This window comes from Erythrobacter sp., from assembly GCF_024305245.1.
In the GTDB taxonomy this organism is placed as follows: domain Bacteria; phylum Pseudomonadota; class Alphaproteobacteria; order Sphingomonadales; family Sphingomonadaceae; genus Erythrobacter.
The window spans coordinates 350,409-364,328 of record NZ_JAMWYX010000004.1 but is presented as its reverse complement, the minus strand read 5'-3'; the positions used below and the strand labels follow the sequence as shown (position 1 = coordinate 364,328).

Annotated in this window: 9 protein-coding genes; 4 read left to right on the top strand and 5 right to left on the bottom strand. The window is 65.6% G+C overall.

What is annotated here, in order from left to right; all coding sequences use genetic code 11:
• Window positions 1-10: 10 nt before the first annotated feature.
• The 5 genes from Q0L48_RS08475 to Q0L48_RS08455 all read right to left on the bottom strand — a co-directional run bounded on the left by Q0L48_RS08475 (window position 11) and on the right by Q0L48_RS08455 (window position 9,651).
• Entirely contained in the window at window positions 11-5,638 is a 5,628-nt protein-coding gene (locus Q0L48_RS08475; RefSeq protein WP_296719610.1) for a hypothetical protein, read from the bottom strand.
• A 23-nt stretch (window positions 5,639-5,661) separates the two neighbouring features.
• The gene (locus Q0L48_RS08470; protein WP_296719607.1) at window positions 5,662-7,014 is read right to left on the bottom strand and encodes a tetratricopeptide repeat protein; all 1,353 of its coding nucleotides are present in this window, start codon (window positions 7,012-7,014) and stop codon (window positions 5,662-5,664) included.
• 112 nt (window positions 7,015-7,126) lie between these two features.
• A complete protein-coding gene (locus tag Q0L48_RS08465) occupies window positions 7,127-7,555 on the bottom strand; it encodes a Smr/MutS family protein (RefSeq protein WP_367274032.1) in 429 nt (142 codons plus the stop codon).
• A 134-nt stretch (window positions 7,556-7,689) separates the two neighbouring features.
• Entirely contained in the window at window positions 7,690-8,922 is a 1,233-nt protein-coding gene (locus Q0L48_RS08460; RefSeq protein WP_296719602.1) for a murein transglycosylase A, read from the bottom strand.
• A 66-nt stretch (window positions 8,923-8,988) separates the two neighbouring features.
• A complete protein-coding gene (locus Q0L48_RS08455; protein ID WP_296719717.1) occupies window positions 8,989-9,651 on the bottom strand; it encodes a Tim44/TimA family putative adaptor protein in 663 nt (220 codons plus the stop codon).
• A 248-nt stretch (window positions 9,652-9,899) separates the two neighbouring features.
• On the opposite strand from Q0L48_RS08455, the gene secB reads away from it, so the two are divergent.
• The 4 genes from secB (at window position 9,900) to Q0L48_RS08435 (ending at window position 13,907) form a co-directional block, all read left to right on the top strand.
• Window positions 9,900-10,451, top strand: coding sequence for a protein-export chaperone SecB (gene secB, locus Q0L48_RS08450; protein WP_296719600.1), 552 nt, complete (start codon window positions 9,900-9,902; stop codon window positions 10,449-10,451).
• Between the two features lie 28 nt (window positions 10,452-10,479).
• Entirely contained in the window at window positions 10,480-12,060 is a 1,581-nt protein-coding gene (gene murJ, locus Q0L48_RS08445) for a murein biosynthesis integral membrane protein MurJ (protein WP_296719597.1), read from the top strand.
• Window positions 12,061-12,064: 4 nt separating this feature from the next.
• Window positions 12,065-13,096, top strand: a complete 1,032-nt coding sequence (gene trpS, locus Q0L48_RS08440) for a tryptophan--tRNA ligase (RefSeq protein WP_296719593.1) — start codon at window positions 12,065-12,067, stop codon at window positions 13,094-13,096.
• 133 nt (window positions 13,097-13,229) lie between these two features.
• Entirely contained in the window at window positions 13,230-13,907 is a 678-nt protein-coding gene (locus Q0L48_RS08435) for a DUF4136 domain-containing protein (protein WP_296719590.1), read from the top strand.
• Window positions 13,908-13,920: the final 13 nt, after the last annotated feature.

Below are 13,920 nucleotides of genomic sequence, written 5' to 3'. Positions count from 1 at the left end.
TTAGGTGGCCTCAGCGCTGGTCGGTGCGGGCGCCGTGGAAGGTGATCAGACCGCCCATCAGCTGTTCGGCCTGGCGGATCGCCTCGTGCCGGACCGGCCCATCCCCGCGCCCCGCACCTTCGCCCGATTGCATGGCCAGAGGCACCAGAGCCTGTGCCAGAGCCTGTGCCAGCCCGCCGCCCGGCACCGGGCTGCCCTGCGGCGAGGCGCTGCCCGTTCCGCCCCAGCGGTTCATGTCGATGCCGGCGATCGTGACCGGTACGGGCGCAACGCCGGGCGCGGGGGCGGCGGCCATGTTGCCGTTACCGGCAGTGAACGCTGCCGTGCCGATTACGGCGATGTCTGCGGCAAAGCGGATATCATACTGCACCCCAAGCTCGGTGCCGCCGATCCCGGCCAGAAAGCCCGTCCATTCGACCGAACACGCCCCGGCGCAGGCACCGCCGGTCACACTGCCATTGGCCGAGCGACCGGTGAACCCGCCATTCACCAGCGATAATTCGCTGGTTGCAATGTTCGTAACGCCGCCGGTTGTCTGCGCCACATAGCTGTTCGAATTGTAATCGAAGCCGAGCGCTATGCCGACCTTGGGGCTTGCCCCGAACTGCACCGCTGCCGCGCCCGATGTGAGCATGCCCGGAGCCACGCTGCCATCCACGGCCGTGGGCCTTGTGCCCCCGACGAGCGTGTAGTCGATCCGTCCGCTGGTCGGAAGGTTGGTAGACGGCGTGCCGATAATCATATGATAGCCGCCGTTGGCACTCACGCCGAAGGGTGGGGGCGGGCCGAAACGGCTGGGGACGACCCCGCCATTGCTCCAGCGCGACCAGCGCACCGCGCCCGATGCCGTGCGACCGATATCGGTGTTGCTTGCAGCGACAAAGTTCGTCCCAACCGGAGCGATCCGGTCGAACCAGCCATTTCTGCCGCCAATCTCTATTACCCGGCCCTCGGCATCCGTCTTGTAGCCAAAGCTGCCGGGGGTATTCTGCACTGTGTCGAGCGAATTGGTCCGGCCCGGATTGGCCGTGCTGAAATCGAGCGACACAAGGTTGCCCTGACTGACGAACAGGTCGGTCGTGACGGTCGCGCTGAACTGGTTACCGGTCACCGCGCTGACTGGCGGACCGGTCAGCGTACCATTGCCGAAGATCGCCACGCCGTTGATGTTCTTGGGATTGCTCAACCCCGTGGCGTTGTAGGTCAGGCCGAGTTGGTTGATATCGGCTCCGGCGAAATAGCCTGCAAACTGGATCGTGCAATTGGCGTTGCAGCTATTGTCGCTGGTGGTGATCCCGCTGCCCAATATCTCGAAGTTGATATTGCGCCCCTGCGTTACGCGGAACTCCGATGTGCTTTGTTCGGCATTGGCGACGCCGCCCTGAGTGGAAAAACCGTAGACGAAATCACCGCCTGCCTTGGGCATGATGATGCTGCCCTCCATCGCCACGCGGTTGGTCGCGCCGAACAGCACCGCCATATCGGCCTGGAACTGTCCGGGAGCCAATGATCCGTCGGCAATCGTCGGCGCAGTGGCCGCGATCAGATCGTAGTCGATCCGGCCTGATGTCGGGATGACAAAGCCGGTCGTGGTCGGCCCGGCGAACAGATAATGCAGGCCCTGCGTGGCAGACAATGCGGTGTTTTCGGCCTGATCTTCCGAAACATAGATGCCGTTGGTCCAGCGGCCGATGGCAAACCGGGCGTTGGTCGAGACATCGACGGCGCTGGCTGTGCCGATGCTGCGCGGGCGGAAGCTTTCGAGGATCGCAGTGATCCCGCCATTGCTATCGGAAACCACTCCATCGGCGCTGAAACCGTTCAGACCGGTGGTCGGAGCGCGCAGATTGTATTTAACGCCGGTGGTGGCCGTGAACGGCGATTGGTTGGCAAGGATCAGCGGCGTGCCGCTGGTATCGCCGACGCCCGCATCGGGCCGCGTGCCCAGCCCTTCAATGGCATTGCCGCTGGCGGCAAAGATCGCCACGCCCTGCACCGACGCACCAAAGCCGCGATCGAACACGTTATAGGTGAAACCCGCGCTCGTCGCCCCGTCGCCGAACAGGCCGCCGAACACCTGCGCCTGACAGAAATTGATGCAGGTCGCATCGAGCAGCGGCGTGATCGGCAGGTTCTGGTTCTCGAACCGGCCATTGCCGTCAACGCCCATCCCGCCGCTCAGCGGATTGGCCGCGCCGCCCAGAGTGCTGACACGGTATCCGGCGGTCCGGGTCAGCACTTCGAAATCGACCCCGACAAGCGGAACAGTCCCGAAGGCGATGCCCAGATTGCCGGTGAAGTACGCCTCGGTCCCTGCCACATCGTTGCGATCGGTCGGCGCGGTCCCGCCGACCAGCGCATATTGCACCGTGCCGGTGGCAGGAATGTTGGTGGCGGGCGTGCCGACCAGCAAATGTTCGCTCACATTGCTCTGGCTGTTGGCCGCCCCGACGAAATAGCGCGTCCAGGCGACATCATTGCCGATGCGGCCGAACTCGCGCAAATCCGCGTCCCGCCCCGAGTAATCGGTCGTCACCCCATTGGGATTGAACACGGTCATGCTGGTGATGCGGCCGTCGTCATCAATCTGGGCATCGGTCCGCGCAACCCGCAGGCCGTCGCGCGCGAATTGCCAGCCGTTGACACCGTTCAGTACGTTGCGCGGACGGTTCACATTCACCGGCAATTCGGCAAAATCATCCGGATCGCCGCCGCCGGTAATGAAGGCGAAGAAATCGATGAAGAAATCATCCAGCGCGGCAAAGCCCGCCAGACCGCCCTGCACATTGGCGAGCGCTTCGAGATAGGCGTTGAGCGTTGCCTGATCGAGCACCGTGTATTCGCTCGGCAGCCCGCCATCGGCAAGGAACGAGAGATAGGCGTTCAACGCCGCGACGTAATCGCCATAGACCGGCAGCCCGGCAAAATTGGCCGGGTCGCCGCCCGCGCTCACGAAGGCGAAGTAGCCGGAGAAGAAGGCGTCAAGATCGCCGAACCCGGCCAGACCGCCCTGCGCAGCGGCGAGCGCATCGAGATAGGCGTTGAGCGTCACCTGATCGAGCGCGGTGTAATCGCCCGGCAGGCCGCCCCCTGAAAGGAAGGCGTAATAGGCGTTCAACGCCGCGACGTAATCGCCATAGACCGGCAGACCGACAAACCCGTTGGGATCGCCGCCGCAAGCCAGAAAGGCGAAATAGCGCGTCAGCAGATCCGCGTTGTCGCCCAGCAGCGCCGCAAGCTGCCCCGATCCCGCCACCGCATCGAGGAAGCTCTGCAACTGCGCGAGATCTTCCGCCGTGTAGTCCGACGGCAGCCCGCCGCCCTGCAGGAACAGCGCATAGGCATTGAGCGCGGCGGCAAAGGTCGGGAAATCGGGCGGAACCGGCAGGCCCGCGAACAGATCGGGGTTACCCCCGCCTGCAAGAAAGATCGCATAGTCGCGGTAGAACCCGGCGATGTCGCCAAGGAAGCTCGATGTCGCGCCCGCCGCTTCGAGCGCAGCGATATACGCGCTGATCGTTTCGGGTGTCAGCGCGGTGTAATCGGACGGCACTCCGCCTGCCAGCAGGAAGTCGAAAAACGCCCGCAGATCGACTGCATAATTCGTGAAGACATTGGCAGGCAGGCCGGCAAAAGCATCGAAACTGCCGCCTTCCGCGACAAAATTCGCAAACGCCGCGAAGAATGCCGCACGCGCACCGAGGAAGCGTTCGAGCGCGCCTGCCGCCTGCAGTTCGAGCAAATAGGCCTGCAAGACGGCAGCATCTGCACCGCTGAATTCGGTCGGTCGCCGCCCGCTCGACAGGAAGGCGAAATAGGCATCGAGCTGCACCGCATACGCGGCGAAAACATTCGCAGGCAGCCCCGCAAACCCGTCAATGCTGCCGCCGCCCGCGACGAATGCGGCGAAGTCCGCAAAGAACGCCGAGCGCGCGCCGAGGAAGCGTTCGAGCGCGCCCGCCGCCTGCAGTTCGAGCAGATAGGACTGCAAGATTGCAGCATCGGTGCCGCTGAATTCGGTGGGTCGCCGCCCGGTCGACAGGAAGGCGAAATAGGCATCGAGCTGCGAGGCATAGCCTGCGAAGACATTCGCAGGCAGCCCTGCGAACGCATCAATGCTGCCGCCGCCGCGCAGGAAAGCGAGGTAATCGGCATAGAAACCGGCACGATCGCCAAGGACGCTGGCCAGCAGTCCGGTATCGGCCAGCGTTTCGAGATAGGCGCGCAAGGTCGCCTGATCGAGCGCGGTGTATTCGCTGGGGCGACGCCCGCTGGCGAGGAACGCGAAGTAATCGCCCAGCGCGGTTTCGTACTGCGCGGCAAAGGCAAGCCCGCCATTGGCAAGGAAGGCATCGACCAGCGCGCGGTCGGCCGCGCTCAATTGCGCCGCCAATCCGCTATCGCGCAGGAAGGCGATGGTCTGCGCCAGTGCCGCCTGACTGGCTCCGGTGAACGCCGCCGGATCGCCGCCGCCGCGCACAAAGGCGAAATAGGCGCCGGTGAGATCGGTGAAGGACACCGCGAACGCATCACGGTTGCCGCCGCTGGCATGAAACGCGAGGTAAGCCTCGGCCAGCACCCGGTCGCGGTCGGCGAGGCCGGTGAGCGCTCCGGTCCGGCGGATATAGGCGAGATAGGCATCGACATCGGCAGGGCTCGTCCCGGCAAACCCGCTCGGCAATCCGCCTGCGCGGATCAGATCGAGATAGCTCACCACGAACCCGCTATAGGCGGTGAGGAATTCGCTGCGCGCCCCGCCGCCCGCCAGGAACCGCAGATAGGCGCGGATAATGTCGGCCTGCGCCTGCGGGAATGGCGTGCCGCCATAGCTGCCTTCGAGCCGGGCAGCGGCCGCCACCAGCAGCGCGAAATCGCCGCTCGGAAAATTGTCGAGCGATGGATTGCCGACCACCGCTTCGATGCGCCGCGCAGCGCCGATGATATCGCCCGATGCGCCGGCAGCCGCGAGCTGATCGCCGAAACCGAGGGGCATACCGTTGAGCGCGGCGGCCACCGGGCCAGCCTCGCCGCCGATGGCAACGACGCTGCCGGGCTGTGCGGGCATCGCAACCGCCGGTTCGGCCCCTGCGCCGCCCACAGCATCGGGCTGCACCTGGGCATCATTGGCGATCACGCGCCGCACGCCGCCCTGCCCCCGTGCACGCCACATGGCGCCTGCATCGAACCGCTCGAAGCTGCCCGCCCGCCCGATCCGCACCGCACCGGTGAGCGCATGGCCGCTCGCCTCGCCATTCTTGCGGGCGGAGAAATTGGCCGCCGAACCCGTGCCTGCCACCCGGCCTTCGAGACCTTCGGGCATCCGCACCACAACCTCGCGTGCCTCGCTGCCAGCGACAGTGATCGAACCTTCGTAAAGGTCGACCGAACCATCCGGGTTGAGGCGATATTCCGCCGCATCGACGATCGAAACCGTGCCCCCGCCGGTCAGGGCAACCTGCGTCAACCCGCCGCGCTGGTCGATCCGCTCACCGGTCGCGGGCTGGGCTTCGCTGGTGGTGAACAGCAATTGATTGGCCGCCAGCGGCGCGCTCAGGGCAAGGCCCGAAGCGCCGACCAGCAGCAGCCGGGCCGAGCGGACGAAAATCATCGAGGACGTGGTGTTCAGGATAGCAGTCATGTCAGGGCCTCCCCGGCTGAGGATCAGAATTCGAAGCGTGCGCCGACCGCGACGGTCCAGCGCTCGAAGTCGAACAGAGCAATGTTGCTCCAGTTGCGCGAATAGGTGGCAGTGGGCTGGAAAAAGAGGCGATCGGTGACCGCCACCTTCAGCCCCGCCGACAGGTCGAGCCGCTCGTCCTTGCGCTTGGTCAGGAACAGCGGATCGGGGGCATCGTGGCGGCGCAGGTCGAAGGCGATGCCGCCGACGATCGCGGCGCGTTTTGCCACCGGCAGTTCGGCGCCGATATTGGCCGCTGCGAAATTGAACGACAGGTGATCGCCCGCCGCCTGCCGCGTCTCCTCGGTGCCGCCGTTGATGTTCGCGGCAAACACCTTTCCGACGAAGCCGACGCCCGCCGAAAAGCGATCGGCATCGCGCAGCGGATCGCCGTTGAAGTCGAGCCGGTTCCATTGCGCCGACACCGTCACCGCTTTGCCCCCGGACAACGGCTTGGTATATTGGGTCGTCACACCATAGGAGCTGCGGAACCCGGCATCGTCGAGCCAGAATTCCTGCACCTGGCCCGAGATCGAGATCACGTCCTGATTGGCGAAGCTGTGGGCATAGCCCGCGGTCGCCGTCAGCGCGGCCTGATCGAACATTGACGTATTCAGGTTGTCGCGCCAGTTGCCGAGCAGCGAGGCGAACAGCCGGTCCTGCCGCCCGATCGCGGTGACACCGGAAACGCCGGCGGTGATGTCGTAGAACTCGTCAGACTGGGCCACCGCCGCACCGCCGAGCTGGCCGGGGCCGAGGAAGCTGAACAGCGGGATGACAATGCTGTTCAGTTCGGTCGCGGTATTGATGTTGCTGTCATGGCCCACCCGCGCATCGACAAAGCCGCTGACGTCCGATCCGCCGCCAGAAATCTGCTTGTCGAACTGGCGTACGAAGCCGGTGAAGCGCTGGCGCACCGGATCGGGCAGGCTGGGATCGTCGACCACGGTGGCGAATTGTTCGCGCGCAGTATCAATGTCGCCCGCCAGCGCATAGGCGCGGGCCAGTTCCGCGCGGGCGGCGGCGTTTTCGGGCTGGACTGCCAGAACGCGCTGCAAGGCGATGATCGCTTCGCCGAAGCGCCCGGAATCGAGCGCCGCGATGCCGAGCGCATAATCGAAGGCGGGATCGCCCGCACGGCTTGCGACATCGGCGGACAGCGCGCGGTAATCGGCCTCGGCCTTTTCGCTTGCCGCCTGTGCGGCGGCTTCGGTGGCCGCATCGCCCAGCTGGTCGGCACGCTGGGCCAGCGCAGGCACAGAGGCTAGCGCGGATGCAAGGACCGCGGATACCCCGAACGCTACCGCGCGCAGGCCATATGCTGATGTCCGTTTCACTGTAAGCCAGCCCCCCAAGATCGTCATGAACGTCGGGGTTCAATGGAGCGGGGGGTCAGCTACGCCCACTGACAAGCAGTGTCAGGCCTGTGACAATTGCTGTTATGCGCGGTTAGCCGCGCCGCTTGAGGATCAGGTAGAGCGCGCCCTCGCCGCCGTGGCGGATATGCGCCTTGCGCACCGCACCGATCGTTCCGGCGTGGCGGCTTGCGGCGAGCCAATCGAGCAGCTTGGCACGGATCGCCCCGCGGCGCTCCATCCGGTCGGCCGGATCGACCGGGCGTTCGCGCCCCGCGATCACCAGCACCACCCGTGCATCCATCGCGCGCGCCTGATCCAGCCCGGCCATGATCCGGTCATAGGCGGTGTCGAGCGTGTGGCCATGCAGGTCGAGCGTGAGGTCGGGCACGATCCGCCCGCCCTTCATCCGCCGGTCCCAGTGCGAATCGAGATCATTGGCGAGCGGCGGGCGCGGAGGAGGAGGAGGCGGCGGTGCAGGCCTGCGCGGGGGCGGGGCAGGTGGAGCAGTGCGGGCAGGCATTGACGCAGCTTTCGGTGCAGCTTTCGGTGCAGCCTTGGGAGCTACGGGCGCCTTGCGCCCCGGCAGCGGCGTGACACTGCCAGCAAGCTGGGCCCAGGCCGTCTGCTCGCCCGCAGTCAGCCCGCGCGGCGGTTTCATGGCGTGTCTGCGCCGAGCCGTGCGGCGGCGGCACGGGGGATCAGCACCAAGGCTCGCCCGCGCGCGCTCATGCCGCCTGCGATCCGGCGCGCGTCTTCGCCCGCGCCCCAGAAGGTGTCGAACCGGTTGGCGCCCTTGATCGCGCCGCCAGTGTCCTGCGCGATCCACAATCCGCCCGCCTCGGGCCGGTCCATGTCCAGCCATACCGGCGCACCGAGCGGCACGAAGGCCGGGTCGGCCGCGACCGAGCTTTCGCGCCGCACCGGGATGCCGAGCGCGCCCAGCGGCCCGTCACCGCGCAGTTCCGAAAAGAAGATCCAGCTTTTGTTGAGCCGCATCAGATCGCGGCCCTCAGCCGGGTTTTCGCGGATATAGGCCATGATGCCCTGCATCGATCCGGCATATTTGCCCGGCTCTTCGCCCAGCAGCCCGCGTTCCCGCATCACCCCGCCGATGCCGACATATTCGCGCCCGTTCTGACCGGCATAGCCGATGCGGATCACCTCGCCTTCCGGCGTGATCAGGCGGCCCGAGCCTTGAATTTGCAAGAAAAAGAATTCGACCGGATCGGCGGCCCAGGCGATCACCTGCGCCTTGCCATCGAGCGCGCCGTCCTCGATCGCCGCACGGTCGTGATAGAGCACGAAGCGGCCCTGTTCATCATACCGCCCGAGCGGCGGGCGGCCAGTGCGCTCTGCCAGCGGAACCTCGTCCGGCCAGGCGCGCACCAGATCGGTCGGCATGGCGTAGACCGGCACTTCAAAGCCGGGTCGGCGGGTGCGGCTTCCGGCAATCTGCGGTTCGAAATAGCCGGTGGCGAAGGCCCGCCCGTCGCCCACCTGCACCGCGGCGAATTCCTGCGTGAAGAACGTGCGCGCCCGCGCCTGCGGCCAAGCCCGCGCCGCATCGCACGCCCCGCGCCAATCGCCTGCGCGGGTGAGGCCGCTGGCATCTTCGCGGGTGAGCAATCTGGGGCAGGATTCGATGAAGCTCGCCAATGCGCCAGCCGCATCGCGATCATCCACCGGCAGAGCGGAAAACGCCGGGCCTGCCACGAGTCCGGCCAGCAGCGCATTGGCGGCTACCGGCGCAATCGGGCCAGCACCTGCGGGCGGAACCGTGGTTGCGGGCGGTACGGCGACTGTCGGCGGGGGCATGGTGCCTTCGGGGATCAGCCGACCACAGGCGGACAATAAAAGCAGCAGAAAGAGCGCAAGGCTCGCGCGCATCGATCGCTCCCTATGGCCGCGCCGCTCGCCTCCCATGCGACCATGGCGGCGGAGGCGAGCGCGAAATCAGCCCTCGTCGGTTTCGTCGAGCACCCAGTTCGGATCGCGCGCTGCGGTGTTGCGCGAGAAGGTCCAAACATCGCGGCTCTCGATCGCATCGTCGAGCGATCCGGCGATGACGGTGCCATCCTTGTCGCGAGTCACAGAGGCGAGATCCGCAATGAACAGCACCGAGATGCGCGCCATGCGACCATCGAGCGAGGCCGAATGGATGCGGGTTTCCTCGATCCGGATGAGCGCGTTTTCAAGCGTTTCGCCGGCTGCTTCGCGGGCGTCGATTGCCGAAACGAAACCTTCGTAGACATCATCGTCGCACAATTCGCGCAGGGTTTCGCGGTCGGCATTCCAGAACGCTTCGAGCACCATGCGGTAAGCGCTGCGCGCGCCGTCGAGAAACTGGGCGAGGTTGAAGCCGCTATCCGCCGCAGCGATCTCGCGGATTCCGCGTTCGACCGCCGGCATCACGCCTTCCAGTTCGACCGGGCGGGCGGGCACGGCGGGCGAGGCCGTTGCCGGACGAACCATGCCGACAGGCTTGTCGTCCGAGTCGAAGCGCTGGGGTACCGATTCCTCCTCCTGCTCAGCCCGGCGACCGAGCACCGAATAGAGCCGCAGGCCCAGAAAGGCGGCGACCATGGCGAGGAGAACAATTTCAAGCACTACACATATCCGATCTGCGAGCGGGTGGCTGCAGGCCGCGGGGCCTAGCGAACACCCAAGAGAGGTTACCCTGCCTTAAATAGGCACTGATTACAATTCGCCAACGACCGATAGGTTGCAGCACGAGCCGAATCTTTGTCCTGCGGGCGCAGTTGCGGGGTCGCGCTGTGCCTGCTAGGCGCGCGCCGTAGCGTTGGAACAGCCGCTTCGATGCATCCAGCGCAATTCGTGTTACCCAGATTGAAAGACCGAAACCCATGGCGGATGAAGAAGGCGTGCTGACCGATCTCGACAACTCTGGTGCCGGTGCTGGCGACGGCAAGCCCAATGGCGCCGACACGCAGCCGGCGATCGGCCTGATCACCCAGTATGTGAAGGATCTGTCGGTCGAAAACCCGAACGCGCCCGACGTGTACCAGTGGACCGATGCGCCGCAGATCGACGTGCAGTTCAATATTGCTGCGGAAAGCATGAGCAGCGACGTGCACGAAGTCATCCTGAAGATGACCCTCACCGCCAGCTCGCAGAACGGCAAGGCCTACATCGTCGATCTGGCCTATGGCGGCCTGGTGGGCATGCGCAACGTGCCAGAGGAACAGGCCCACGCCTTCCTTTATGCCGAAGCGCCTCGCCTGCTGTTCCCCTTCGCCCGCCGTGTGGTAGCCGATGCGGTGCGCGATGCCGGGTTCCCGCCGCTGATGCTCGATCCGATCGACTTCAACGGGCTTTACGTCCAGCGGCTTCAGGCGCGCCGCGCCGAGGAAGCCGAAGGCGGCGATCCGATCGCGCCGGTCACGGGCAACTCCTGATCGACGCAGGCGGCGGGCGCAGCCAGTCATGAGCCTGCTCCGGAACGTCGGAACCATCGGCGGGCTGACGCTGGTCAGCCGCATCGCCGGGATGGCGCGCGAGATGATCTTCTCGCGCGTCCTCGGTGCCAATGCGGTGACCGATGCCTGGTTTCAGGCTTTCATCATCCCCAACGTGTTCCGCCGCCTGTTCGCCGAGGGCGCATTTTCGGCCGCGTTCGTGCCGATGTTTTCCAAGCGGCTGCACGGCAGCGACGACCCTGAAACAGGGCTGGAGGAAGCGCGCAGTTTCAGCGCCGACGTGCTGAGCGTGTTCCTGCCGGTGCTGATCGCTCTGGTCGCCGTGTTCGAAATCGCGATGCCCGGCGTGATCTGGCTCTTGTCGGAAAAGCCGGTCGACCCCGCTGTCTTTCCGACCAGCGTCGCGTTTGCGCGCATCATGTTCCCCTACATCATCCTCGTCAGCCTGGTGACCTTGTTCACCGGCATGCTCAATTCCGTGTCGCGCTTTGCGCCGGGCGCAAGCTTTCCGATCATCCTCAACCTTGTGCTGATCGCAGCATTGCTGGCGGGGCAATGGGCCAAGGAGACTTCGGGCGCGAGCATCGAGCAGGTCGCCTACGGGATCGCCTGGGCGGTGACAGGCGCGGGTGTGATGCAACTGGCGTGGCTGTATTACTGGGTGAGGGTCGAAGGCTTCCGCCCCAAACTGCTGTGGCCGCGCATCACGCCCGAGGTGAAGCGATTGTCGATCATCGCGCTGCCCGCAGCCATCGGCGGCGGCGCGTACCAGATCAACACGCTGGTGCAGCTCTATTTTCTCAACCAGCTGAACGACGGTTCGGTCAGCTACATGAATTACGCCGACCGGCTCAATCAACTGCCGCTGGGCATCATCGGGATCGCGCTGTCGACCGCGATCCTGCCGACGCTGTCAAAGTTCGTTGGCGGCGCGAACAAGGAAGGCGCGGACCGCATTCAATCCGACGCGATCGAGCTCGCTATGCTGCTGACCATCCCGGCCGCGGTCGCGCTGGCAATCTGCGCCGAAGCCTTCGTGACGATGATGTTTGCAGGCGGGCGCTTCGATCTCGCCGATGCGGCGGTGACGGGCGATGTGCTGGCGGCGCTGGTGCTGGGCCTGCCCGCCTATGTGCTGGTGAAGGTGCTGGTGCCCAACTTCTACGCCCGCGCCGATACGAAGACCCCGGTGATCGCCGCGTTCATTTCGCTGGCCGTGTTCATCGCGTCCAACTTCGTCTTTCTCGACCGCTACGGCGTGGTCGGGGTCGCGCTTGCCAGCGTCGTGGGGGCGTGGATCAATGTCGGTTTCCTGCTGATCGTGCTCGCCTTGCGCGGCCACTACACCATCCCCGGCGGCCTGCTGTTCCGCATCGCCCGGCAGGCGTTCGCCGCTGCGGCGATGGGGGCTGCCTTGTTCTATGCGCAGGGCATGCTAACCGGATGGTTCGCCGCCGGGCTGGTCGCGCGGCTGGCTGCCTTGCTGGTGCTGGTCGGAGCGGCGGCCATCGTCTATTTCGGCATTGCCTTTGCGGTCGGCGCAATCGACCGGCAGCGCATCGCCGCCCTTACAAAGAAAGCACAATAGAACCATGCGTGTCGTTTCCGGAATCCAGCCCACCGGCGATCTTCACCTCGGCAATTATCTCGGCGCGATCCGAAACTGGGTGCGGATGCAGGATGCGCTGGAGCCGGGTTCCGAAACGCTGTTCTTCCTCGCCGATCTCCACGCGCTGTCGCAGCCGCATGATCCGGCCGCCTTGCGCGCGGCGACGCTGGAAATGGCCGCCGCGCTGGTTGCCTGCGGGATCGATCCCGATCGCTCGGTGCTGTTCAATCAGGCGCAGGTGCCGCTGCATGCAGAGCTGCAATGGCTGCTCAACGGCACCGCCCGCATGGGCTGGCTGAACCGCATGACGCAGTGGAAGGACAAGGCCGGCAAGAACCGCGAAGGGCAATCCGTCGCACTGTTCACCTATCCGGTGCTGCAGGCCGCCGACGTGCTGCTGTATCAGGCGACCCATGTGCCGGTCGGCGAGGACCAGAAGCAGCATCTCGAACTCGCCCGCGACATCGCGCAGAAGTTCAACAACGACTTCGCGCCCAAGAACGAGGATGGCTCAGACGCGCCCGTTTTCACTCTGCCCGAACCGATCATTCCGGGCGAGGCGGCGCGGATCATGTCGCTGCGTGACGGCACTGCCAAGATGAGCAAATCCGATCCCAGCGAGATGAGCCGCATCAACCTCGTCGACGATGCCGACACGGTGATGCAGAAGATCAAGAAGGCCAAGACCGATCCCGAACCACTGCCGAGCGAGGTCGCGGGGCTGGCCGGGCGGCCCGAAGCGGCCAATCTGGTCGGTATCTACGCCGCGCTGACCGGGGCCGAGCCTGCCGCGGTGCTCGCCGATTTCGGCGGCAAGGGCTTCGGCGCGTTCAAGCCTGCACTGGGCGAACTGCTGATCGAAACGCTCGGCCCGATCCGCGACCGGTTCGTGACGCTGAAGCAGGACGGCGAGGCGCTCGACGCGATCCTTGCGCGCGGTGCCTCCAAGGCGCGCGAACGCGGCACGCCGACGCTGAGTGCGGCCTATCAGGCGCTGGGGCTGGTGCGACACTGAACCTGTCCGCCTGTGCGGTGGACCGAGGCCCTTCCGCGGCGAACATTCAATTGCGGTTCATGCCTGCACGCTATGATATCGTGCACAAGCCCCGGTGCCCGGTTTGCACTGGTGGCAGACCAAGGGTTGTGTCATGACGAAGTCGATGTTCCAGTTTAAATCTCTTGCCCGGATCGGGCTGCCCGTCCTGCTCGTTGCAAGCCTCGGCGCTTGTGCGACTCCGTTCAAGGCGGATGTCTCGCGCTTCGCCGTGCCGTTGCCGGCACCGCAGGGACAGACATTTGCGGTGGTGGCCGAAGATCCCAAGCTCGCCGGCGGGCTTGAATTCGCCACCTATGCCAACGTGGTCGCAGCGGAAATGCAGGAGCTCGGCTATGCCCGGGCAGCCTCGCCGGAAACCGCCGATTTGCTGGTGCGTTTCGACTACGACGTGGATAATGGCCGCGAGCGGGTGCGCACCGATCTCAATGGTGGCGGGTTTGGTCCCGGTTTCGGCCCCTGGGGGCCGTGGGGTGGCTGGGCCGGCGGCTTTGGCGGCTGGGGGGTCGGTTTCAACGACCCGTTCTTCGGCGGTCCCAACGTGCGCAGCTACACCATCTACACCAGCGGCATCGATCTGAAGATCGACCGCGCGGCCGATGGCCAGCGCCTGTTCGAAGGCAAGGCAGAGGCGGTGTCGCGCTCCAACCGCCTGCCGCGTCTGGTGCCCAATCTGGTGGACGCGCTTTTCACCGATTTCCCGGGCAATTCGGGCGAGACTCTGCGGATTACCATCCGCGACGACGAAAAGACCGTGCGCGACGTCGATTGATGGTGTAGGCGGA